The sequence below is a fragment of the Pseudomonas sp. NFIX28 genome (genome assembly GCF_900107395.1).
In the GTDB taxonomy this organism is placed as follows: Bacteria; Pseudomonadota; Gammaproteobacteria; order Pseudomonadales; family Pseudomonadaceae; genus Aquipseudomonas.
This window is the reverse complement of sequence record NZ_FNPW01000011.1, coordinates 214,889-236,607: the sequence shown is the minus strand read 5'-3', so window position 1 is coordinate 236,607 and position 21,719 is coordinate 214,889. Positions and strand designations below refer to the sequence as shown.

At 59.6% G+C, this 21,719-nt stretch carries 14 protein-coding genes and 3 pseudogenes; 7 read left to right on the top strand and 10 right to left on the bottom strand.

From position 1 onward, the window contains the following. Nucleotides 1-71: 71 nt before the first annotated feature. Nucleotides 72-909, bottom strand: a pseudogene (locus BLV20_RS21310) (pyridoxal-phosphate dependent enzyme). A 270-nt stretch (nucleotides 910-1,179) separates the two neighbouring features. Here BLV20_RS21310 and BLV20_RS21305 point away from each other — a divergent pair. Continuing rightward, the gene (locus BLV20_RS21305) at nucleotides 1,180-1,383 is read left to right on the top strand and encodes a ParD-like family protein (RefSeq protein ID WP_092304440.1); all 204 of its coding nucleotides are present in this window, start codon (nucleotides 1,180-1,182) and stop codon (nucleotides 1,381-1,383) included. Beyond that, a complete protein-coding gene (gene map, locus BLV20_RS21300) occupies nucleotides 1,380-2,144 on the top strand; it encodes a type I methionyl aminopeptidase (RefSeq protein ID WP_092304439.1) in 765 nt (254 codons plus the stop codon). Before BLV20_RS21305 ends, map begins: the two co-directional genes overlap by 4 nt. A 4-nt stretch (nucleotides 2,145-2,148) precedes the next feature. On the opposite strand, the gene BLV20_RS21295 is transcribed toward map, so the two are convergent. Together BLV20_RS21295 and BLV20_RS21290 are read right to left on the bottom strand one after the other, a co-directional pair. Further along, nucleotides 2,149-3,087, bottom strand: a complete 939-nt coding sequence (locus BLV20_RS21295) for a magnesium transporter CorA family protein (RefSeq protein WP_092304438.1) — start codon at nucleotides 3,085-3,087, stop codon at nucleotides 2,149-2,151. 7 nt (nucleotides 3,088-3,094) lie between these two features. Beyond that, nucleotides 3,095-4,681 (bottom strand): RimK family protein, encoded by a 1,587-nt coding sequence (locus BLV20_RS21290; RefSeq protein ID WP_092304437.1) that lies wholly within the window; start codon nucleotides 4,679-4,681, stop codon nucleotides 3,095-3,097. Nucleotides 4,682-4,773: 92 nt separating this feature from the next. Between BLV20_RS21290 and rimI the strand changes: the two genes are divergently transcribed. Then, the gene (gene rimI, locus BLV20_RS21285) at nucleotides 4,774-5,886 is read left to right on the top strand and encodes a ribosomal protein S18-alanine N-acetyltransferase (protein ID WP_092304436.1); all 1,113 of its coding nucleotides are present in this window, start codon (nucleotides 4,774-4,776) and stop codon (nucleotides 5,884-5,886) included. 231 nt (nucleotides 5,887-6,117) lie between these two features. Here the strand turns inward: rimI and BLV20_RS21280 are convergent, their stop codons facing one another. Continuing rightward, complete coding sequence (locus tag BLV20_RS21280; RefSeq protein ID WP_092304435.1) at nucleotides 6,118-7,269, bottom strand: PQQ-dependent sugar dehydrogenase; 1,152 nt, start codon at nucleotides 7,267-7,269, stop codon at nucleotides 6,118-6,120. A gap of 65 nt (nucleotides 7,270-7,334) precedes the next feature. Next, entirely contained in the window at nucleotides 7,335-7,691 is a 357-nt protein-coding gene (locus BLV20_RS21275; RefSeq protein ID WP_092304434.1) for a hypothetical protein, read from the bottom strand. A 215-nt stretch (nucleotides 7,692-7,906) separates the two neighbouring features. On the opposite strand from BLV20_RS21275, the gene BLV20_RS21270 reads away from it, so the two are divergent. Next, on the top strand, nucleotides 7,907-8,791 hold the full coding sequence (locus BLV20_RS21270; protein ID WP_092304433.1) for a non-homologous end joining protein Ku: 885 nt from the start codon (nucleotides 7,907-7,909) through the stop codon (nucleotides 8,789-8,791). 31 nt (nucleotides 8,792-8,822) lie between these two features. Then, on the top strand, nucleotides 8,823-11,414 hold the full coding sequence (gene ligD / locus BLV20_RS21265; protein ID WP_092304432.1) for a DNA ligase D: 2,592 nt from the start codon (nucleotides 8,823-8,825) through the stop codon (nucleotides 11,412-11,414). 86 nt (nucleotides 11,415-11,500) lie between these two features. On the opposite strand, the gene lpxO is transcribed toward ligD, so the two are convergent. Beyond that, the gene (gene lpxO / locus BLV20_RS21260) at nucleotides 11,501-12,400 is read right to left on the bottom strand and encodes a lipid A hydroxylase LpxO (protein WP_092304431.1); all 900 of its coding nucleotides are present in this window, start codon (nucleotides 12,398-12,400) and stop codon (nucleotides 11,501-11,503) included. A gap of 1,600 nt (nucleotides 12,401-14,000) precedes the next feature. Then, on the bottom strand, nucleotides 14,001-14,354 hold the full coding sequence (locus BLV20_RS31105) for a hypothetical protein (protein WP_139192729.1): 354 nt from the start codon (nucleotides 14,352-14,354) through the stop codon (nucleotides 14,001-14,003). A 246-nt stretch (nucleotides 14,355-14,600) separates the two neighbouring features. Between BLV20_RS31105 and BLV20_RS21245 the strand changes: the two genes are divergently transcribed. Both BLV20_RS21245 and BLV20_RS21240 read left to right on the top strand, forming a co-directional pair. Beyond that, nucleotides 14,601-16,151, top strand: coding sequence for a hypothetical protein (locus BLV20_RS21245; protein ID WP_092304429.1), 1,551 nt, complete (start codon nucleotides 14,601-14,603; stop codon nucleotides 16,149-16,151). A gap of 371 nt (nucleotides 16,152-16,522) precedes the next feature. Beyond that, nucleotides 16,523-17,669 (top strand): annotated as a pseudogene (locus BLV20_RS21240) (IS3 family transposase); the annotation flags it as partial. Nucleotides 17,670-17,846: 177 nt separating this feature from the next. Here BLV20_RS21240 and BLV20_RS21235 read toward each other — a convergent pair. The 3 genes and pseudogenes from BLV20_RS21235 to BLV20_RS21225 form a co-directional block, all read right to left on the bottom strand. Then, entirely contained in the window at nucleotides 17,847-19,256 is a 1,410-nt protein-coding gene (locus BLV20_RS21235; RefSeq protein ID WP_092304428.1) for a DUF1254 domain-containing protein, read from the bottom strand. Between the two features lie 144 nt (nucleotides 19,257-19,400). Then, nucleotides 19,401-19,684: pseudogene (locus BLV20_RS21230) on the bottom strand (long-chain fatty acid--CoA ligase); the annotation flags it as partial. A gap of 367 nt (nucleotides 19,685-20,051) precedes the next feature. Beyond that, entirely contained in the window at nucleotides 20,052-21,425 is a 1,374-nt protein-coding gene (locus tag BLV20_RS21225) for a transposase (protein ID WP_092304427.1), read from the bottom strand. Nucleotides 21,426-21,719: the final 294 nt, after the last annotated feature.

The following is a 21,719-nucleotide window of genomic DNA, read 5'->3' as shown; positions in this document are numbered from 1 at the left end:
GCTTTGCGCTCGTTCGCAGGCTCCGCCAGCGGCTACATGAGGTGTAGCCGCCGTAGCAATGCTCTCCCCTCTCATGCCTGCGCGACGGCCCCCAAGGCCGCGCGCTCCGCTACCTGCCCCAGGCGATCGAAATTGATATTGGCCCCGGAATCGATGGCCACCAGGGTTTCGCCCTGCGCCCCCGTCGGCGAAGGTGCCGACGCTGGGCAGCACCACCCTTTCCCCGGCCTGCAACGCCTGCTGCAGACAGTTGGAGTGCTCGGACTCGACGCCAACGATGCGCACCTCCGGCCGCAGGTATTTCACATAGGCGGCGATGCCGGCGATCAATCCGCCGCCGCCCACCGGCACAAAGATCACGTCCAGGCGCCCGCCATGCTGACGCAGGATCTCCATGCCCACCGTGCCCTGCCCGGCGATCACATCCGGGTCGTCGAAGGGCGAGACAAAAGTCTGGCCACCGCTCTCGGCCAGTCGCAGCGCATGGGCCAGGGCAAAGGGAAAACTCTCGCCATGCAGCACCGCCTGGGCGCCGCGGCCGCTGACGCCCTGCACTTTCAGTTGCGGCGTGGTGGAAGGCATGACGATGGTCGCCTTGATCCCCAACTCCCGCGCCGCCAGCGCCACGCCCTGGGCATGATTGCCGGCGGATGCGGTGATCACCCCGCGACGCTTTTGCTCGTCGCTCAGTTGCACCAGCTTGTTGTAGGCGCCGCGGATCTTGAAGGAAAAGGTCGGTTGCAGGTCCTCGCGCTTGAGCAGCACCTGGTTGCCCAGCGCCGCCGACAAGGCCGGCGCCGGCTGCAATGGCGTACGCACCGCCAGGTCGTAGACCGGCGCCGCGAGAATCTTCTTCACGTAGTGCTCAAGCAGTTCCAGTTGCGTGTCGGGCTCGGCGGGATGGTTCATACGGCTCTCCTGGCTGTGTTGAAAGCCCCGGAGACAGAAAGAAAAAACCCGCCTCTAGGGCGGGTTAGGTGCAGTCGTCAGCAAACCCGCCAATCAGGAATGGCGGTAATAATGCTTGGCTGGGAACGAAATGCGGAAAAAGTCATGGCAAGGAAATTAACCGGCGGGTCGCTGGTGAGTCAATGGCCAATGACAGGTCGAGCTATCTGCCATTTGCCGACAAATATACGAAACATATATACTTCGTATATTTATCAAGGCAGAAACCCCGTGGGCATCGTCAAGATTTCAGATCAACTGCATGAACAGATCCGCGTCGCCAGTGACGCCATGGATCGCTCCATCAACGCCCAGGCCGAGTTCTGGATCAAGATCGGCCTCTTGGCCGAACTCAATCCGCACCTGGGCTACAACGACTTGATCAACAAACTGCTGCTGAACAAGAGCGACTTGATCCGGGGGCGCAGCGAATGACCCAGGCCCTGATCAAGACCCCGCAGCAACTGGCGCTGATGCGGGAATCCGGACGCCTGCTGGCGACAGTCTTCAGCTTTCTCGATGATTTCGTCGCGCCCGGCCTTTCGACCATGGAGCTGGACACGGCTGTGGAACGCTTTATCCGCAACGAGCTGGGCGCCCGCCCGGCCAGCAAGGGCCAGTACAACTATCCCTACTCGATCAACACCTCGATCAACGAAGTGGTTTGCCATGGCATGCCCCATGAGAAGGCCATTCTCAAGGACGGCGACATCATCAATATCGACATCACCCTGGAAAAGAATGGCTTTATCGCCGATTCCAGCAAGATGTACCTGATCGGCAACGTCAGCCCCAAGGCCCAGCGTCTGGTGCGCACCACCTTCGAGGCGATGTGGGAAGGCATCAAGATGGTCCGCCCCGGCGCGCGCCTGGGCGATATCGGCCATGCCATCCAGAAGCATGCGCAAACCAACGGCTACAGCGTGGTGCGCGAGTATTGCGGCCACGGCATTGGCCGGCAGATGCACGAAGAGCCGCAAGTCCTGCATTTCGGCCGCCCCGGCACCGGCCTGGAGTTGCGCGAAGGCATGGTGTTCACCATCGAGCCGATGATCAACCAGGGCAGCGCCCGGGTCCGCGACCTGAAAGACGGATGGACCGTGGTCACCCGTGACAACGGCCTGTCGGCGCAGTGGGAACACACGGTAGCGGTGACCCGCGACGGCTTTGAGGTGCTGACCCTGCAACCGGCCTGAAGCCTCAGGCGCACTTGCCGCCGCCGGCCAGGCGCCTGAGACCGAGCACCATCCCCCCGGCCGCCAGCAGCATCGCCACGAGGAATAACGGGTAGGCAACCCACCACGGGGTGCCGGCGGTCATCATGCTGAATTCGGACATGCCGCCGATGCTGGCGATCAGGTTCAGCGGCAGGAACACCACGTTGATCAGCGTCAGCTTGCGCAGCAGGCGGTTCATGTTGTTGTTCATCAGGTTGCCGCGCGCATCGATCAACCCGGAAAACACCGTCGAATAGATCTCCGCCTGCTTGTAGCACTGGTTGTTTTCGATGATCAGGTCGTCGATCAGGCCGAGGGCCTCGGCGCCAAAATGCGCCTTCTCGGCGTGATTGCGCAGCCGGGTCAGCACCGCGCCGTTACTGTGGATGGCGTTGATGTAATAGATCAGGCTTTCGCTGAGATTGAACATCTGGATCAGATGACGATTTTCCATCGAGTCGTTGAACTTCTGCTGCAACTCGCGGGCGACCATCTTGATCACCTTGAGGTGCCCCAGGTAGTGATGGATGTTGTTGGACAGCAGGTCCAGCAGCACATCCAGCGGGCTATTCAGGGCCTGGCGCGCGCCCAGGCCGCTGAACTGGCTGTCGTCGTGGGCAATCACCAGCAGGCGCTGCGGGGAAAACAGCAGGCCACAGGAAGACACCTCGAACGACAAGCTGCCGCCGCCGGAATAGTTCTCCGGGCGCTTCCAGATCAGGAACAGGTTGTCCGGGTGAAACTCGATGCGCGACACCTCGTCCGGGTCCAGGGCCGAGGCCAGGGCATGTTCGTCGAGTTTGAAGACACTGCGCAGCATGTCGCGCTCGACCGGGTCCGGGTTGCTGAACAGCATCACCTCGACGTCCAGGTGCTCGACCGGCAGCAAGCGGCCCTGGCTCAGCTGATAGCGCTTGATCATCGGCGGCTCACCACGCCTGTCCGCGGCGCTTGAGCTCCAGGCGACGAACGAACTCCTCGAGCACCAGGGAATACAGGTCGTCGCGCAAGTAGCCATCTTCGATGCCGGCGTCCAGGTTGGGGTTGTCGTTGACCTCGATCACCACCACCTTGTCGCCGGATTGCTTGAGGTCGACGCCGTACAGCCCGTCGCCGATCAGGTTGGCGGTCTTCACCGCCAGCTCCACCACCGCCCGCGGTGCCTCGTGGATCGCCAGGGTGCGGCATTCGCCGTTGATGTCCTGGCCCTTGGCCTTGTGGTTATAGATCTGCCAATGGCCCTTGGACATGAAGTACTGGCAGGCGAAGATCGGCTTGCGGTTGAGCACGCCGATGCGCCAGTCGTATTCGGTGTAGAAGAACTCCTGGGCCAGCAGCAACACCGAGTGCTCGAACAGCTCGGCGGTGGCCTCCAGCAGCGCTTGCTGGCTCTCGACCTTGATCACCCCGCGGGAGAAACAGCCGTCGGGAATCTTCAGCACCAGCGGGAAGCCCAGGCGCTCGCCGACGCGCTCGAAGTCTTGCGGTCGCTCCTTGTAGAGAATCTCGGTGACGGGCATGCCCAACTGGTGGCTGTTCAGCAGGTCGGTCAAATACACCTTGTTGGTGCAGCGCAGGATCGAGGTGGGGTCGTCCATCACCACCAGGCCCTCGCTTTCGGCCTTCTTGGCGAAGCGGTAGGTGTGATTGTCGACGCTGGTGGTCTCGCGGATCAGCAAGGCGTCGTACTCGGCGATACGCGGGTAATCCTTCTTCTCGATCAGCTCGACGTCGATGCCCAGGCCCTTGCCGACCCGGACAAAATTCTCCAGCGCCCGGGCATTCGAAGGCGGCAAGGCCTCCTGCGGGTCATGGAGGATTGCCAGGTCATAGCGGGCCAGTCTTTTCGAGCGCGGCACGCGCCAGATCTTGCGACTGAAACTGTCCAGGGAATGGGCGAACTGATCTTCCTGGTCTTCACGCAACTTATGTAAGGCACCGGACTTCACGCCTTCGATATGCCAGCCGTTAGTTCGCTTGAAGTGCACAAGCAATATAGGACAGGGGAACACTTCGAATAACTGGCGGGCCAACTCCTGTAATGGCTCGATATGCGTCTTGCCGAAGTACAGGGTCAGGGTAAAACCTTCGGTATCGCTGTAAAGATGATTGCTCAGGGCCTTCTCCAGGGATTTATCCAGGTCGTCCAGGGCCAGGCCATAGAGCGATTTACGGGTCAGCTCGCTGATGGTGCGCACCGAGGGAATCACCTTGTGCCCCCGTGCCTCGGCCAGTAACGAGCAGTAATAACCGTGGCCCAGGTACTTGTAGCTGCGGCACAGGTTGATCACCTGGACCCGCTTGCCGGGTTGGGTTTCACGGCCCTGTTCCAGGTATTCCTGGGCGCTGACGATATCTTCGCTGGGAAAGTAGGAAGCCCAGTCTTCCTTGCGCTCGACAATAATTACCAACTGGCTGGAAGTTTCACCAAGCGCGGTAAAATAATTAACCGGAGTTATTGTCGCCGGCAAACTTTGCCCGGATACTTCACGCCAATGACCTTGTACCGCTGACATAATGTTTGATCCGCTTAAGAACAAGACCTTTTCTATTAAGCACGAACTTTTTTGAAAGTCTCGTTTCGTTACGCAACTTTTACGGCGGTTATATGGATCTTGTCTTGCGCATTGCCACACCTGAGGACTTACCCGCGTTAACCCGGTTGGAACAGCAGTGTTTCACCACCGATCGCCTGACGCCGCGCAGCTTCCAGTGGATGATCAGCCGCGCCCATGCGCGATTGATCGTCGCCGAGCAGGCGGGAAACCTGCTGGGCTATGCCTTGGTGTTGTTCCATCGCGGCACATCCCTGGCCCGCCTGTATTCGATCGCCATCGCGATCGAGGCCCGTGGGTTGGGCCTGGGCAAGCGTCTTTTACAGCGGATCGAGGCCTGCGCGCGGGAACATGACTGCGCCTACCTGCGGCTTGAGGTGCGCAGCGACAACCCGACCGCTATCGCCCTGTACGAGCGCAGCGGCTACCGGCGCTTTGCCGTGCGGCACGATTATTACGAGGATCACGCCGATGCCCTGCGCCTGGAAAAACGCATCCTGCAGCATCGCGAAACCCGTGCTATCCGCGTGCCCTACTACCAGCAGACCACCGATTTCACCTGCGGCCCCGCCTGCCTGTTGATGGCCATGGCCGCACTGCAACCCGGGTGGGCTCTGGAGCGTCGCGAGGAACTGCAGATCTGGCGCGAGGCGACCACCGTATTCATGACCTCCGGCCACGGCGGCTGCAGCCCTCAGGGGCTGGCGCTGGCCGCATGGCGCCGGGGCTTGCGCGTCAGGCTGCAGGTCAATGCCCGGGGGCCGCTGTTTCTTGGTGGGGTGCGCGATGAGCATAAAAAAGACGTCATGCGCCTGGTGCACGAAGAGTTCTGCGCCCAGCTGGACCGCAGCGATGTCCTGCAGGTGCTGGGTGGTCCCTTGGAGCTGCCAAAGCTGCTGGCTGATGGCGGCCAGCCCCTGGTGCTGATCAGCAGCTACCGCCTGACCCGCTCCAAGGCCCCGCATTGGGTGGTGGTCACCGATTGCGACGAAGAATTCGTCTACCTGCACGACCCCGACGTCGACCACAGCCAGCACCGCCAGCCGATGGATTGCCAGCACCTGCCGGTCAGCCACGGCGAATTCGCCAAGATGTGCCGTTTCGGCAGCGGCAAGCTGCAAGCCGCGGTGATCCTCTACCCGCCCCCCACACCCACCGCCCCGTAGGAGCGCAGCTTGCGCGCGAAAATCCTCGACGATAACGCGCGTTGGCAGGTGCATCGCCGCTTCGCGGCTGTCGCGAGCAAGCTTCGCTCCTACGGTGGATCGGCGTTACCCCGTAGGAGCGCAGCTTGCGCGCGAAAAATCCTCGACGATAACGCGCGTTGGCAGATGCATCGCCGCTTTGCGGCTATCGCGAGCAAGCTTCGCTCCTACGGTGGATCGGCGTTGCGGGTGTTATTCCAGGCCGACCTTGTACAACGTGCCCTTGTCTTCGTCGGTCAGCACATAGAGGTAGCCGTCCGGCCCCTGGCGCACGTCGCGGATGCGCGCCTTGAGCTCGCCCAGCAGCCGCTCTTCGTGGCTCACCTTGTCGCCGTCGAACTGCAGGCGGATCAGTTCCTGGGACACCAGGGCGCCGATAAACAGGCTGTGCTGCCAGGGCTTGAAGCGGTCGCTGTCATAGAAAGCCATGCCGCTGACGCCGGGGGACTTCTCCCAGACGTGCCGCGGCGCCACGGTCCCCATCGTGGTCTTGCCCTGCGCTTCGGGAATCGGCCCGCCGGAATAGTTGATGCCATGGGTCGCCAGGGGCCAGCCGTAATTCTTGCCACGCTCGATCAGGTTGACCTCATCGCCGCCCCTGGGCCCGTGCTCGTTATCCCACAGGGTGCCGCTCCATGGATTGAGCGCCGCGCCCTGCGGGTTGCGATGGCCATAAGACCAGATCTCCGGGCGCACACCCGGTTGGCCGACAAATGGATTGTCGTCCGGAACCCGGCCGTCCGGGTAAAGGCGCACGACCTTGCCCTGCAGCTTGTCCAGGTCCTGGGCGGTCGGGCGGTCGTTGTTTTCCCCCAGGACGATGAACAAGTAGCCGTCGCGGTCGAACACCAGGCGCGAGCCGAAATGCTGGCCAGTGGAAAGCTTGGGCGCCTGGCGGAAAATCACCTGGAAATCCTTGAGGGTCGTCAGGTCCTCGGAGAGTCGCCCGCGCCCCACCGCCGTCCCGGCGGTACCGCCCTCGCCGCCACCTTCGGCATAAGACAGGTAGACCATGCGATCCTGCTTGAAGTCCGGCGACAGCACCACATCCAGCAATCCGCCCTGGCCCCTGGCCCAGACCTGCGGCACCCCGCCAAGGGGCGCCGAGAGCTTGCCATCGACGCCGACCAGCCGCAGGTTGCCTGGGCGCTCGGTCACCAGGAAGCCCTGGCGATCCGGTAAAAATGCCAGCGCCCAGGGATGATCCAGCCCCTCGACCACCGGGGTCACGCTGAGGGGGCCCAATTCGCTGTGCAATGATTGGCCGGGGGCAGCCGCCGCCGGCAGCGCGCAGCCCAGAAAAACGCTGGCGCAGAGGGTTGCCAAGAGAGTTTTACGCAACATGCACGATTCCTTCTGTCGATAAAAAGGTTTCCGCCCGAACCGGCATCGGCACGGACGGCCAGCGTTTATCGCTGCTGTTGGCTACGGGGTGGGGTCACGGGGGTCGGGTCGATGATCCGCGGCTGGGTGATGGTGCGCGGGTAACCGTTGCCGATGCCGCCGTTCTCCAGGGTCGGCTGGCGTGGCACGGGCAGCGTATTGAGCCCGCGAACGGGAGGCGCAATGGGTTGCGTGCCCTGCATGCTGTTGGGGTTGGCCCGGCGGATCGGGCTGTTATAGGGATTGTTGTTGCTGCCTGGCAGGTTCTGCGCCAGCAGCATGGCGCACGCCGGGCCGCCGATGGCCTGGGGCGCGGCGAACGCGGCGCTGCCGGCCCAGCTCATCAATGCGCACACGGCAAGACCGCGAAGCAGGCTGTTCATGACGTCTCTCCCGGATGGCGACAGGTTATCGTTTCGAGTGCACGCTACGCCCCGCGTTCGGCCTTGTTAATTAAATAATCGGTCAGACATGTAACACGAGTTATCGGCTTGTCCCATGCAGGCCGGCACCCCACGGAAACTTTCGCGCCGTGCCACGGGTCACCTGAAAACCAGTCGCTACACAGTGACGCTACCGTCAATACAGGGGCAGGCTCATGGCACGGGCAATCTGGAAAGGCGCGATCAGTTTCGGTCTGGTTCACATTCCGGTGGCGCTGGTCTCGGCGACCTCCTCCCAGGGCGTCGACTTCGACTGGCTGGACCAGCGCACCATGGACCCGGTGGGTTACAAGCGGGTCAACAAGGTCACCGGCAAGGAAGTGACCAAGGAACATATCGTCAAGGGCGTGGCGTACGAAAAAGGTCGCTACGTGCTGCTTAGCGAGGAAGAGATCCGCTCGGCCCACCCGCTGTCCACCCAGACCATCGACATCTTCGCTTTCGTCGACAGCCAGCAGATCCCGCTGCAGAACATCGATACCCCCTATTTCCTGGCGCCGGACAAACGCGGCGGCAAGGTCTATGCCCTGCTGCGCGAAACCCTGGAGAGCACTTCCAAAGTCGCCCTGGCCCTGGTGGTGCTGCATACCCGCCAGCATCTGGCGGCCCTGATGCCGCTGGAGTCGGCGCTGGTGCTGGTGATGCTGCGCTGGCCGGCCGAGGTGCGCAGCCTCGACGAGTTGACCCTGGGCCCGGAAGTGACCCACCCGGACCTGGCCAAAGGCGAACGGGAAATGGCCAAGCGCCTGGTGGAGGACATGAGCACCGATTGGCAGCCGGAGGAATACCGCGACAGCTTCACCGAGAAGATCATGGCGCTGGTGGAGAAGAAGGCCCAGGCCGGCCGGATCGAGGACGTGGAAAGCGGCACGGGCGAAGAGCAACGCAAAAGCGCCGATGTCATCGACCTCACCGAGATGCTCAAGCGCAGCCTGGGCGGCAAGTCCAGGAACAAGGCGCCCGCCCGTCCGGACAAACCCGCCAAGGCCGCGGACAAGCCGGCGGCGGCCAAGAAAGCCACGAAAAGAACCCGAGCCTGAACGGTGCGGGGGCAATCCAGGGTAGTGGGCCATGGCTAATAAATCCTTGAGTGAATACCAACGCAAACGCAACTTCGAGATCACTTCCGAGCCGGCGGCGGATAAACCCGCCGGCAAGTCCGCCAAGGCCGCCTCGGCCCTGCGTTTCGTGGTCCAGAAGCACGACGCACGCAACCTGCACTACGACTTTCGCCTGGAACTGGGCGGCAGCCTGAAAAGCTGGGCGGTGCCCAAGGGGCCGAGCCTGGACCCCAGGCAAAAACGCCTGGCTGTGCATGTCGAAGACCACCCGCTGAGCTACGGCGATTTCGAGGGCAGCATCCCTGCCGGGCAGTACGGCGCCGGCGACGTGATCGTCTGGGACCATGGCGTGTGGCAGCCCCATGACGACCCACAGGCCAGCTACCGGGCCGGCAAGCTCAAATTCACCCTGATCGGCGAAAAGCTCGCCGGCGACTGGGCGCTGGTGCGCACTCACCTGCGTGGCAGCGGCGACAAGGAGCAATGGTTGCTGATCAAGGAGCAGGACTCGCAGGCGCGGCCCATTGACGAGTACGACGTGGTCCAGGCCTTGCCCAGGAGCGTGCTCAGCGGGGCCACGGTCGGCGACGACCAGCCCGCAGCCGCCAAACCCCGGGCCGTAAGGCACGTCGAGAAGAAAGCGCCGAAGATACCCCCCAAAACAGCTCCGCAAACAGCTCCGAAAATAGCCCCGAAAAAAATGTCCAGCGGGCTGCCGCAAAGCCTGGCGCCGCAACTGGCGACCCTGGTGGAAAAGGCTCCCAGCGGCGATTGGCTGTATGAAATCAAGTTCGATGGCTACCGGATCCTCACGCGGATCCAGGGCGGCGAAGTGCGCCTGCTGACCCGTAACGGCCACGACTGGACCAGCCGCCTGCCCCAGCAGGCCAAGGCCCTCGCCGCCCTGAAGCTCCAGGACAGCTGGCTCGATGGCGAAGTCGTGGTGCTCAACGACAAGGGGCTGCCGGACTTCCAGGCGCTGCAGAACGCCTTCGATGTCGGGCGCAGCGCGGACATCATCTATTACCTGTTCGACGCGCCTTTCCTGCAGGGCGCGGACTTGCGCGAAGCCCCCGTGGAGCAACGCCGCGAGGCCCTTAAGGAAGTGCTCGGGCATAAGTCGAGCAAGGTCCTGCGCTTTTCCGAGGCCTTTGTCGCCGATCACCACGACATTCTCGAAAGCGCCTGCGCGCTGTCCCTGGAGGGAGTAATCGGCAAACGGGCCGGCAGCCCTTATGTGTCACGCCGCAGCACCGACTGGATCAAGCTCAAATGCCGGCTGCGCCAGGAGTTCGTGGTCATCGGCTATACCGGGCCGCAAGGCACGCGCAGCGGGTTTGGCGCCCTGCTGCTGGGGGTCAACGACGATACCGGGCTGGTTTATGCCGGCCGGGTGGGCACCGGCTTCGACCATAAGACCTTGCAGCAACTGCATGGCCGCATGCGGGAACTTGAGCGGAATTCATCGCCCCTGGCCAGGCCATTGACCTCGGCCCAGGCCCGCGGCGTGCACTGGGTCGAACCGCAACTGGTGATCGAAGCCGAATTCGCCGAATGGACCCGCGAGCACGTGGTGCGGCAGGCGGCGTTCATCGCCCTGCGCAGCGATAAGCCGGCCAGCGAAATCGTCCGCGAACAGCCCAAGGCGCCCAAGGCGGTCGAAACTCCCAGCCCGAACAGCGCCCCGCGTCCGGGCAAATCGGCCGGGCACACCGTGGCGGGTGTCAAGATCACCCACCCGGAACGGGTCATCGACCGCCAGTCCGGCACCACCAAGCTGCAACTGGCGCAGTTCTACGCCAGCATCGACCAGCAGATCCTGCCGTATCTGCGCGACCGGCCCGTGTCGCTGCTGCGGGCGCCGGACGGCGTGGAAGGCGAGCAGTTTTTCCAGAAACATGCCGAGCGCATGGCAATTCCCCATATCCGTCATCTCGATCGGGCGCTGGACCCGGACCACGCGCGGCTGATGGAAATCGACAGCACGCCGGCACTGATCGGCACCGTACAGATGGGCACCATTGAGCTGCATACCTGGGGCGCGACTCACGATCAGATCGAAACCCCGGACCTGTTCGTGCTCGACCTCGACCCGGACCCGGCCCTGCCCTGGAAAAGCATGCTCGAAGCCACCCAGCTGACGCTTTCGGTGCTCGATGAGCTGGGCTTGCAGGCCTTCCTGAAAACCAGCGGCGGCAAAGGCATGCACCTGATCGTGCCGCTGGCGCGCAAGGCCGACTGGGATACGGTCAAGGGCTTTGCCAAGGCCATCGCGCAGTTCATGGCGCAACAATTGCCCGAGCGCATCACCGCGACCATGGGCCCGAAAAATCGCGTCGGCAAGATTTTCGTCGACTACCTGCGCAATACCCGCGGCGCCAGCACCGTGGCGGCCTATTCGGTTCGGGCCCGTCCGGGGCTGCCGGTCTCGGTGCCGATCGCGCGGGATGAACTGGCGGACGTCCGCCACGCCCAGCAATGGAATGTGACGAACCTGGGGCAACGCCTGGAGGCCCTGGACAAGCATCCATGGCACGGCTACGCCCATCGACAGCGGATCACCGCGAAGATGTGGCAACAGTTGGGAGCGGACAAGCCTTGAGGAAGGGATGGCGGGCAAGCCCCGCCCCTACAAAGCCCATGTAGGAACGAGGCTTGCTCGCGATCGGCAATTCGCCGTTGGGCGAATCAGATGAAGATGAACAGCAACAACAGCGCAGCGAAGAGCGCCCACTTTTCCAGGTAGTACAGCTTGCGATTGCGCTTTTTCAGCTGCTTGCCGTGCAGGCGGATCTTGTACAGCTTGGTGAAGGCGCGGTTCAGGCCCCCGGTGCGATCGCCGGCATCGTTCGGCGAACCGGCGGCGGCCATCACGGTACGGCTGAACCAGCGGTTGAAGGCGGCGGCCCAGCGGTACTTCATTGGCCGCTCGACGTCGCAGAACAGGATGATGCGGTTTTCCCCGGTGGTGTTTTCGGCGTAATGGATGTAAGTCTCGTCGAACATCACTGCTTCGCCGTCGCGCCAGTGATAGTTCTCACCGTCGACATTGATGTAGCAACCGGCGCTGTTGGGCGTTTCCAGGCCCAGGTGGTAACGGTATGAACCGGCATAAGGGTCGCGGTGGCGCACCAGCTTCGAGCCCGGCGGCAATTCGGCGAACATCGCCGCCTTGATCGAGCCGATGCTCTGCACCAGTTCGGTGGTCCGCGGGCACAGCTTCATCGCCGAAGGATGGCTGTCGCCGTACCACTTGAGGTAGAAGCGCTTCCAGCCGGTCTTGAAGAACGAGTTGAAGCCGACATCGTCGTATTGATCCGAACGCTTGATCTCGCCGGCCTTGAGCAGGTTCTGGCCCTCGGCGCGAATTTCTTCCCAGTGGGCCTGCAAGGGGCTCAGGTCGGGAAAGTCGGCCGGATCGAGGTACGGACGGTTGGGGATCTTCGAGAACAGATAAAGGAAGCAATTGATCGGCGCCAGGAAGCTCGAATGATCGCTCAGCTGGCGGCCCAGTTTGTGACGCACGCGACCACGCAGGTGGACATACGCGATGGATAGAACGTAAACAGCGGCAATGATGAGTTTCACGGAAATCGTCACATGTCAGAAGAGAACATACTGCGCCCCCACTAAGGCCAACCGGGCCAAGGGGTCATGTGCAGCGTCCGAAAGCGATAAGAGGTCCCTGATGGCACATCCCTGAGCCGGTGCCAATGGTGGCACGTGGCAACTGGTCGGCATTTTAGCCACAGTTTGTAACCAACGGTTAACACCGTTTTGTGAAAATATGTCCGCCGCCCCGCTCCGTCCCATCCGTCGCCTGGCCCAGGCGCCCATGCGCGGCACCGGTTGCCGGCGATTCGCGCCCGCGCCCGGCCCTTGCCGGCAAGGATGAAAATCCGTGGGTCGCTGTCATACAACTGCCGGCGCACATATGCGACAATGCGCGCCAAATTCCAACATGAACTCCCGCATTTCTTGCTCGGCAGCCTGGCCCCAGGCCTTAAAGCTGCTGTCGACGTATGCCCGCTGGCTCAGCTCAACCCCGCCCCGGTCCCGTCCTGGAGAAGCTCCAGGCAGGGTGCCGAGGCGGCGTCAGCCGTTTCATGTCAGCTCCAGACCATTGCGGCGCTAAACCATTGCAGCTCTAAATCATTGATAGGTAAGTAATTGATCTCCACAGCTAACATCACGATGCGATCTTGGATGCATTGCGATGCGGTCACAAGCGCAAGAAAATCAATGGGTTAGCTCGCACAGGATCGCACGAGAATGCATCTTTAAGCAGTCCCTGGTATCAAAATCGGTATCAGATCTTGCCCTGCTCTTCTGCGACTTGCCAAGGGAGCAATACCTCCTTGGCAAGTCGTTGTATGTGGCGAAGATGGCATCCGCGCTCGCAAACAAGTCATATAAAATCCTTTTAAACACACGGGATTTTAAGTCCATCTTTTAAGACTTATAAATCATACGTTTAGCATCATTATTTTTCCGCACTCAGTAATTTTTCTCTCTGTCTTAAGCCAGTAAAATCAGCACCTCAAAAAGAATTGCGGAAAGAACCCCGCGCTATCGGAGTACTTGCCTTGGGACAAGGCAAGTCGACGAAGCCACAGCAGATGCTCTCACCCTGCTGCACAATCAGCACGCTATATGTGCAGCCATTGAAGATGGTGACAATGTGAGCCTCTGAAAATGGAGCTCGGAATTTGGTCGATACCGTAGGGGCGGCGATGGAAACGCTTGATATCAATGCGCGACGCATTACTGACACTATCATGCGGCTGCGGCGTTTATAGGATGGCAATATCGGCCAGAGACTGCCGTTGGCGAATAGGCAATTTATGGCCATACTTTCCCGGCCAAAAGTCCAATGGAGCCCTAACGTATGAGGGACGGGCACGCAGAAGCGCGAATTTGATTCGCCTTGCGCATAAATCGAATGATGCAGCGCATACCGTCAGGTGCTCGTCCGGCTCCGATCCACGCCAAGAAGTTTCACGAAAAATGCACTTGCGACCAGCAGTGCACCAACCCCATGAATGAGCGGCCTATCGCAGATTATGCTGCTGGAATCTTCGCCGGAAGTACACCTCGCGTCACCTACTCGACCGTCAAATGTCCTGCTCTATAGAACTTGCTGCCAGCAGGTCATCAGGTGATGGAACCTTAGCTTCGGAGTTGAGGATCATGATCCTGGATCGAAGAATGGATAGCTCAAAAAAGGCTTTCGCTCAAATCTACCGTTGATCTCTCTCCAATGAATAGCCTCAAGCATCAACTCAATAGACATGGGTTGTTCTGCCATTGGACTGTGAAAGACCTCCACTTCTGCAGACCACGACTCATAGTCATATTCAGGCCAAAGTTTCCCATAATCACCAGATGCAATATCGAACAGAAAAGGGATGCCGAGCGATGCGCCGAGGGTGCCGTCAAAGAATTCGCCAAAGCGTAGATATCGGTGGCCGTTCAAAGATGCTTTGCCTGAAATTGGCACTCGGCTGAGCTTTGTTATCGTACATGCGAAATTGCATTCCACTTAACCACCCGTTTGCATTCGACCTGACCAGTCATTTGCATTCGTTCTGACCACCGATTGCATAGGATTTGACCAGCGAGCTCTGTAACCATGATCGGGAGAGAACGGCCAAGAGCTGCCGCACGCCTCGGCGGCGCGGGCGACCGCAATGTAATCAAGAGGGGTCATTGGTCGCTCACACGATTTCGATGCACGTGTAGTGAGCGGCCCAGATATGCTGTGGAATCGCAGACTAGGGATAGCAGGATGAGCAACAAGACCGCCTGGGAGAAAGCAGCTGAGGCACAGGGCACGACCGATTCGGAGCGTGCCCTTGCGCGGCTCGCCCGCAAGGCGTTCCTGAGTCTGTGGAGCTACCCGAACGTTCACAGCGACGAAGGGAGATCAAGCGGTAAGGGGGATGGCAAGGAGTTGGTAGACCTGCTGGTGGTCTTTGGCAACGACGTGCTGCTGTTCTCCGACAAGCACTGCGCGTTTCAGTCGGACGTGGACATCAAGGTTGCCTGGCCGCGTTGGTACAAGCGAGCAATCGAGAAGTCAGCAAGGCAGCTTGCAGGGGCCGAAAATTTCCTGCGTCGTTTCCCAGGCCGCGTGTTCGTCGACAAGTCATGTCAGACCAAGTTGCCCGTGGAACTCCCGAACCCAAGCTTAGCCCGCTACTTCCTGATTGCCGTAACGCGAGGCGGCCATGAGGCAGCAGTTCGGTACTTCGGCGCTGGAAGCAGCGGCAGCTTGATGCTCAACAGCATGCTTGAGGGCAACGCCCACCACGAACGCCCTTTTGAAGTCGGCTTCCCACTGAAAGACCGCCGCTTCGTCCACGTCCTCGATGAGGTGACAGTCGACGCCCTCTTAGAGGAACTGGACACCGTCCCGGACCTTGTCGACTACCTAACCTGCAAGGAGCGCTATTTCGGTGCGAACGGCGTCTTCATGCACGTTGCCGGTGAAGAGGAATTGCTTGCGCAGTACATGTGCACGATGGAGAACGGTCGGCACACCTTGCCCAAGGTGCCCCCTGCCACTGGTGCCGTCGCCCTCCTGGAGGGAGATTGGCGGTTCTATCGCTCAAGCCCTCAGCGAGCGGCCAAGCACGAGGCCGATCAGGGCAGCTACATGTGGGATGCACTCATTGAGTACCAAGCATCCTTCGTTCGCGCAGGAACAGCGGTTGGGCTCCCCGAGATACCGCCGGAGACCGTCGACCATGAGCGAATCCTGCGCGCCATCGCAGCAGAGCCCCGACTTGCAAGGCGCGAGCTCGCCTGTCATTTCCGCTTCGCGCTCTCGAAGAGCGAGCCCGGTAAGAAGTTCGCACGCATGATCCTGAGCGGCGACAACATGTCCCGCGGGTACGTATTCCTGACTGTTCCAAAGCCGCCGAATGTTGACTACCAGGATTACCGGGAGATGCGCTCGGCTGCACTGCTCGCATACTGCCACGGCATCAAGCTGCGCTTTCCCCGCGTGACCGAAGCGATTGGTATTGCATCCGAGCCCTTCTCCGAGAAAGTAGCTTCGCAAGAATTCTTGTACGTCGACCTTACTCACGAGATGAGCTCAGAGGAGTCCGCCGTTTGGAAGGGCGCAATGGAAGAGCTCGACGTACTACAGACACCGAGCAAGGATGTGCAGTACTTCGGCGGAAGAAGTCACGAATTCCCGATGCCGTTCAACTTCAGTGGTCCCAAGTTCTACGATTACGAGTCTGGCACCCCAATGAACCGAGCTGAGCGACGCAGAATGGCGAAAGAAGCTCGAAAAGAAGCCAAGAAGGTGAACAAGAAAAAGCGCTAGACGCCGAGGTTCAGGCGATGGCGGTGCGAAAGCGAGCCCACTGTGGGATCGGCTGTAAGCTTCCTTTAATACCTGATGTTCATGGGGGGCAGGCGAACGGCCGCTACGGGCCAAAACGTATTGGTCAAATCCGATGCAAATGACTGGTCAGGTCGAATACAAACGGGTGGGCAAGTCTGTGCAATTACTTAGTACAGGCGTTAGTGAAAATTATCGCTGACAGGTGGATATTGTCCTTTGACCGAAACAGGCCGCTGGGACGGTCTGATAGAAGAGACTTCACCTCTTCCACTGTCATTATCTGAAATCTGAATCGCCCCGGGTTTCGTAGACACCTCTTTGCCTTAAACTGAGGCCAATTAGGAGGTGCCATGAGCAACCCGCGTTACCCCGAAGAATTCAAAATTCAAGCGGTCCATCAGGTGACCGAAAAGAAGCTGCCTGTCGCTGATGTAGCGGCTCGTCTCGGCGTGTCGACGCATAGCCTCTATGCCTGGATAAAGCGCTACAGCAAACCTCAACAAGAACGGCAGCAGGATGATGATCAGCACGCTGAGCTGCGTCGTCTGCGAGCGGAACTCAAGCGGGTGACTGAAGAGCGAGACATATTAAAAAGGCCGCCGCGTACTTTGCCAAGGAGTGCGGTTGAAGTACGCCTTTATCAAACAGCGCGCGGGCGACTATTCGATTCGACGGCTTTGCCTGACGCTGAAAGTCCATCCCAGTGGGTATTACGCCTGGTTGTCTGAGCCGCAATCTGCACGCGCCAAAGACGATCAGCGACTGCTGGGTTTGATCAAGCATTCATGGCTGGAGAGCGGCGGCGTTTATTGCTATCGCAAAATCCATGACGATCTGCGCGAGGTCGGTGAGGATTGTGGTCGTCATCGTGTGGCGAGGCTGATGCGTCTTGAAGGGCTGCGCTCTCAGAGAGGGTATCGACGTCGCCCTGGAAAGTACGGCGGTAAGCCAGCGGTCGCCTCACCCAATTTACTGAAGCGCCAGTTTGATGTCGTAGAGCCCAACAAGGTTTGGGTCACCGACATCACCTACATTCGTACGTATGGAGGCTGGCTGTATTTGGCTGTGGTGCTGGATCTGTTTTCTCGCCAGGTCGTTGGCTGGTCAATGAAGTCGCAAATGACCAGTGATTTGGCCATCGATGCGTTGTTGATGGCGGTTTGGAGGCGTAAACCGAAGCAAGAGGTGATGATTCATTCCGACCAAGGCAGCCAGTACAGCAGCTCCGATTGGCGCAGTTTTTTGAAAGCGAACAATTTGGTTGCCAGCATGAGCCGCCGAGGCAATTGTCATGACAACGCCGTGGCTGAAAGCTTTTTCCAGCTTCTAAAGCGGGAACGGATCAAGCGGCAAATCTATTCCACGCGCGAAGATGCTCGTAGTGATGTGTTCGATTACATCGAGATGTTCTACAACGCAAAACACCGCCATGGTTTCAACAATCAGTTGTCACCGGTAGCGTTTGAAAAGCGTTACGCAATGAGCTTGCAAGGTGTCCAGAGAATCCGGGGCGATTCAGACATTAGCGGGAGGCATTCCTGCCTTTTGAGTCGCGAACGGGAGTCGGGCTCCCGTCGCGATCACTTGAGGGGACGAGTAATGAAGTGGCTGATCCCCTGTTGTACGCCCGTTATTTGCGCTCATACGCAATTGATGGGATCGAGCCACTTTCCTCTACATCCGCTTAACCGCAGGAGGGTTCCATTTACCATTGAGCGCCTCGGACTTTGGTCCATACAGCCGCATGGTCAGGTTGAACGCTCCCTTGGGAGCAGGCAGCCAATTGGCGTCCTTGTCTTTGCCGGGGCTCTCGTTTTGGAAGTACAGGTCGAGAGAGCCATCTGCATTGGTCTTGAACGGCATCCAACTACTGACGGCAAAGCGATTGAGCGCATTCCCGACCTGGAAGCCATCGCTATCGTAAAGCGTGATCGACCAGAAAGCGTTTACCGGTGGAGTGGCGCCCTTTTCGAAGTGGAGCGTGTACTTGTTTGCACCGTCGAGGGGCTTGCCGGTGTCGTCGGCGATATTCAGCGGATAGATCGCATCCTCGGGGACGTTGGCGCCGAGCCCTTGCTGCGAGACGATGGCACGCTTGAGGTAGTAGTTGCCGTAAACACCCATCGTATCGGTGTTCATTGACCAGCCGTTGGCGACTCGGGCGAGTGTCGCCAGCTTCCAATTCATGAGTGCCTGAGCTTCGGCGGGCACACCCTCAAGTGCTTGCTTCACAGCCGGGTCGAGCTTGTCGATATCAAAGCTCTTGCCGGGCTCGATACCAATCCGCTTCATCTGCGCGATGATTGGCTGGTCGGTGCTGTGAGGCGGCTGCAGCTTGAGCAGTTCGGCGGCATAGGCAAAGTACTTGGCCGCAGGCATAGAGTCGATCTGGGTCTTTGGCGGTGTCTTCATGTCGACGCTTGGATCGATCTGTACCGTCACCGGCTCTGCATTTTTACCCCAGCGCGAGAGCGGTGTTACCTTGTAGCCAGCCTGAATATTATGCACTGCCGGGTAGTCCGCAGCCCCATCGGTCTTGGTGCGGCCGATGACCCAGACATAAGGCGTTGGTGCTGGCAGATGGGTGAAGCCCTGCGGGACGGTTCCGCTCCAGCCGGGTGGGGTCACCAGGAAGTTGCCCGCCTCGGTGCCGGTTGTCCGCCAGCCGGGCGAGGCAAAGACATCTGTCCACATGTCGAGCATCGGCAGGAGGTAATAGCGCCCGTCGGTGTCCGGTGCGGAGATCACCAGCGCTTCCTTGGTCAGGTCCAGCCAGGCGATGGAATAGAGCGTGTCGAAGTTCGAGCGCACTACGCCCTTGAAATCGGCGGGCGGATATTCCGGCACGCTCACGAACATATTCATCGGGCCTTTACCAAACTCCTTGCCAGGTTCGATGTTGGTGAACTGCTTGCGTGTGATGTCCATGGACAACAGCGGGTAGAAATAGGTGTAAGCATCGATGCCGATGGCGTGTGCTTGTTCAGCAGTAGTCGCTGATTGGGCATGCACCGTTGACAATGGGAAAAGAGCGAGTAATGCCAAAGCGGATGTAATGGATTTAAGTGTTTTAATGTTCAACATTCCGTATACCCCAGCAGTGTTGAATTGTGTACTCGCCGCTCATCCTTCTGCCTAGAAAGTGAGGTCTGCAACAGACGAGGCAAGCATTTTGCGGCGCTACTCAGCGTGTGAGACCGCAAGCACGGTTGCCCAACACGCGACGGCTCATCTCTTCTCGGATAAACGATAGCCCCGGAACTGCTCACGCAACTTATTTTTTTGCAGTTTGCCCGTCGCCATATGCTGCAACGCCTCGACATAGGCGGCCGTTCCTGTCACTTGGCATGGAGAATCCTGATGACCGCTGCCTCTGCCACCGCCGGGTGACCGACTGCGGCGTTCTCCAGGTCAATTGAGGAAATTCACTCGCCACCGGACTGAATCACATCCTTGGCGCGCTCGGTGATCTGCATGTAACCATCAGGGTCAATGGTGGCGATATCATCGGTATCGAACCGAAAGGAATCCCGATCATGGGCAAGCGCTTGAATGGCTGGCAGTGGCCGTGACCGTGGCTTCTGGTGTGCATGCCGTGGACTAATCCGGAGGAGTTTATCGCCTAAGCCTAAGCTACTGGCCGCTGGTGGCCGATTTTCGCCTGTTGCGACTGGTTGCAATGGGTCGTTTTCTGCCTCTCGCAACAGGCTGAAATCGGCCGATTCTGTTGAAAAAGTCGGATTTTCAATTCGTCTGAACTCAGGCACGACCACCATCGGAGAACCTACTCACCACATTGAGTGGTTTCTCGGCCCTTCGTTGACCTTTGTTGCGCTGTTATTCGGTTAATTTGAAGTTTTTGGCTTGGTGCAGACGCACCTATCCCGTGATCGGTGGCCCTTGAGAGGTAAATTTGGCCAGCCGTCGCAGGTTCTGCACCGCAGCGGCCAGCGTGAACTCATCGGTCGCGCCACTCATGCCACGTAGTCGCAAGCGATCCAGTTTCAGGATGCGCTTGAGGTGAGCAAACAGCATTTCGACCTTCTTACGTTCGTGGCGAGAGCGTACGTACTCGCGCGTCGCTGCGATTCGTCGAGCCACATCACGAGCGGCTTCATGGATGCTGCGGGCGATCTTGCGAATCGAAGTGTTCGGGCAGCACTTGGCTTTCATCGGACACGTCACGCAGTCAGTTTGTCTGGAGCGGAAGATGATGGTGTTGGCTTTGGTGATGTGCGAACGCTCGTTCTTGAAAGCTCGCCATTCGCTACGCAATATGTTGCCGGCCGGGCAGCGGTACTCCTCAGTCTCTTCATTCCAGTGGAAATCATTGCTCGAAAAACTGTCGTTCTTGCGCTCGGTTTTGTCCCACACCGGCACATGCGGCTCAATGTCTTTTTCCTCCACCATCCAGGCCAACATCGGCGCGGTTCCGTAAGCGGTGTCGCCAATGAGGCGTTCCGGCTTGATGTCGAACTGCGCTTCGACGCGGTCGATCATGGTCTTGGTGCTCTCGACCTCGGCTGTGCGATGAGCCGGTGTGGGTTCCACATCCACGATGACGCCGTGCTCGGTATCGATCAGATAGTTCGTGGAATAGGCGTAGAACGCTGGGCCACCTGGAGCTGCGGTCCAGCGAGCTTGAGGATCCGTCAGCGATAGGCGCTTCGGCAGCGTTTTGGCCAGAGCCTCCTCATCGAGTGCCTCAAGGTACTCACGCACGGCGCGGCTGCTCAGGGACGGATCGCTCCAGTTGACCGGTTCATCACCCGGCACGTCGCGCTGCCGACTCGCATCCGCCTTGATGATGCTGGCATCCACGGCAAACCCTTCGCCCTTGACCAACCCTGCGTCCATGCAGCGACGCAGCACCTCATTGAACAACCAGCGAAACAAATCGCTGTCCCGAAAACGACCGTGTCGGTTCTTAGAAAAGGTCGAGTGGTTGGGTACTTCATCTTCAAGGCTCAACCGGCAGAACCAGCGATACGCCAGGTTCAAATGGGCCTCTTCGCAAAGCCGCCGCTCGGAGCGAATGCCGTAGCAATAGCCCACGATCAGCATGCGGATCATCAGTTCGGGATCAATCGACGGACACCCTATGGGGCTATAGAAATCGGCGAGGTAATGGCGCAGGTCGTTCAGTTCGAGGCACTGATCAATGCTGCGCAGAAGGTGATTGGCTGGGATGTGATCTTCGAGGTTGAACGAGTAAAACAGTCGCTCCTGCCCACTCGATAACTGTCCCATCATGCTGCGTGCTTCCCTGCTGGCCGATGCGAGGATTTTGCCGCAGGCCAGACAGGGGAGCTACTTTTTCAACAGAATCGGCCAAAACCGGCCGGCCGCTATATATCTCCGGTTTACCTCTTGCTTCGACATGAGGCCCATCCTGCAGCACCCGGCTGTGCAACTGCACGCCTCAAGCACCTGCCTCGCCCAAATGTCCTATGCTTATTGCAGAAAACTCCATTTCACCAATGCTGTCCGGCATGAAGAAAGATGAGGACGGGTCTCTGACCCTCTACATTTAAAAGGACTTCCGGG

Bases quoted from the DNA above. Each gene is read 5' to 3' on its own strand.
- map (WP_092304439.1), top strand. From the start codon at position 1,380: ATGACCCAGGCCCTGATCAAGACCCCGCAGCAACTGGCGCTGATGCGG.
- BLV20_RS21295 (WP_092304438.1), bottom strand. From the start codon at position 3,087: ATGATCAAGCGCTATCAGCTGAGCCAGGGCCGCTTGCTGCCGGTCGAG.
- BLV20_RS21290 (WP_092304437.1), bottom strand. From the start codon at position 4,681: ATGTCAGCGGTACAAGGTCATTGGCGTGAAGTATCCGGGCAAAGTTTG.
- rimI (WP_092304436.1), top strand. From the start codon at position 4,774: ATGGATCTTGTCTTGCGCATTGCCACACCTGAGGACTTACCCGCGTTA.
- BLV20_RS21280 (WP_092304435.1), bottom strand. From the start codon at position 7,269: ATGTTGCGTAAAACTCTCTTGGCAACCCTCTGCGCCAGCGTTTTTCTG.
- BLV20_RS21275 (WP_092304434.1), bottom strand. From the start codon at position 7,691: ATGAACAGCCTGCTTCGCGGTCTTGCCGTGTGCGCATTGATGAGCTGG.
- BLV20_RS21270 (WP_092304433.1), top strand. From the start codon at position 7,907: ATGGCACGGGCAATCTGGAAAGGCGCGATCAGTTTCGGTCTGGTTCAC.
- ligD (WP_092304432.1), top strand. From the start codon at position 8,823: ATGGCTAATAAATCCTTGAGTGAATACCAACGCAAACGCAACTTCGAG.
- BLV20_RS21245 (WP_092304429.1), top strand. From the start codon at position 14,601: ATGAGCAACAAGACCGCCTGGGAGAAAGCAGCTGAGGCACAGGGCACG.
- BLV20_RS21235 (WP_092304428.1), bottom strand. From the start codon at position 19,256: ATGTTGAACATTAAAACACTTAAATCCATTACATCCGCTTTGGCATTA.
- BLV20_RS21225 (WP_092304427.1), bottom strand. From the start codon at position 21,425: ATGATGGGACAGTTATCGAGTGGGCAGGAGCGACTGTTTTACTCGTTC.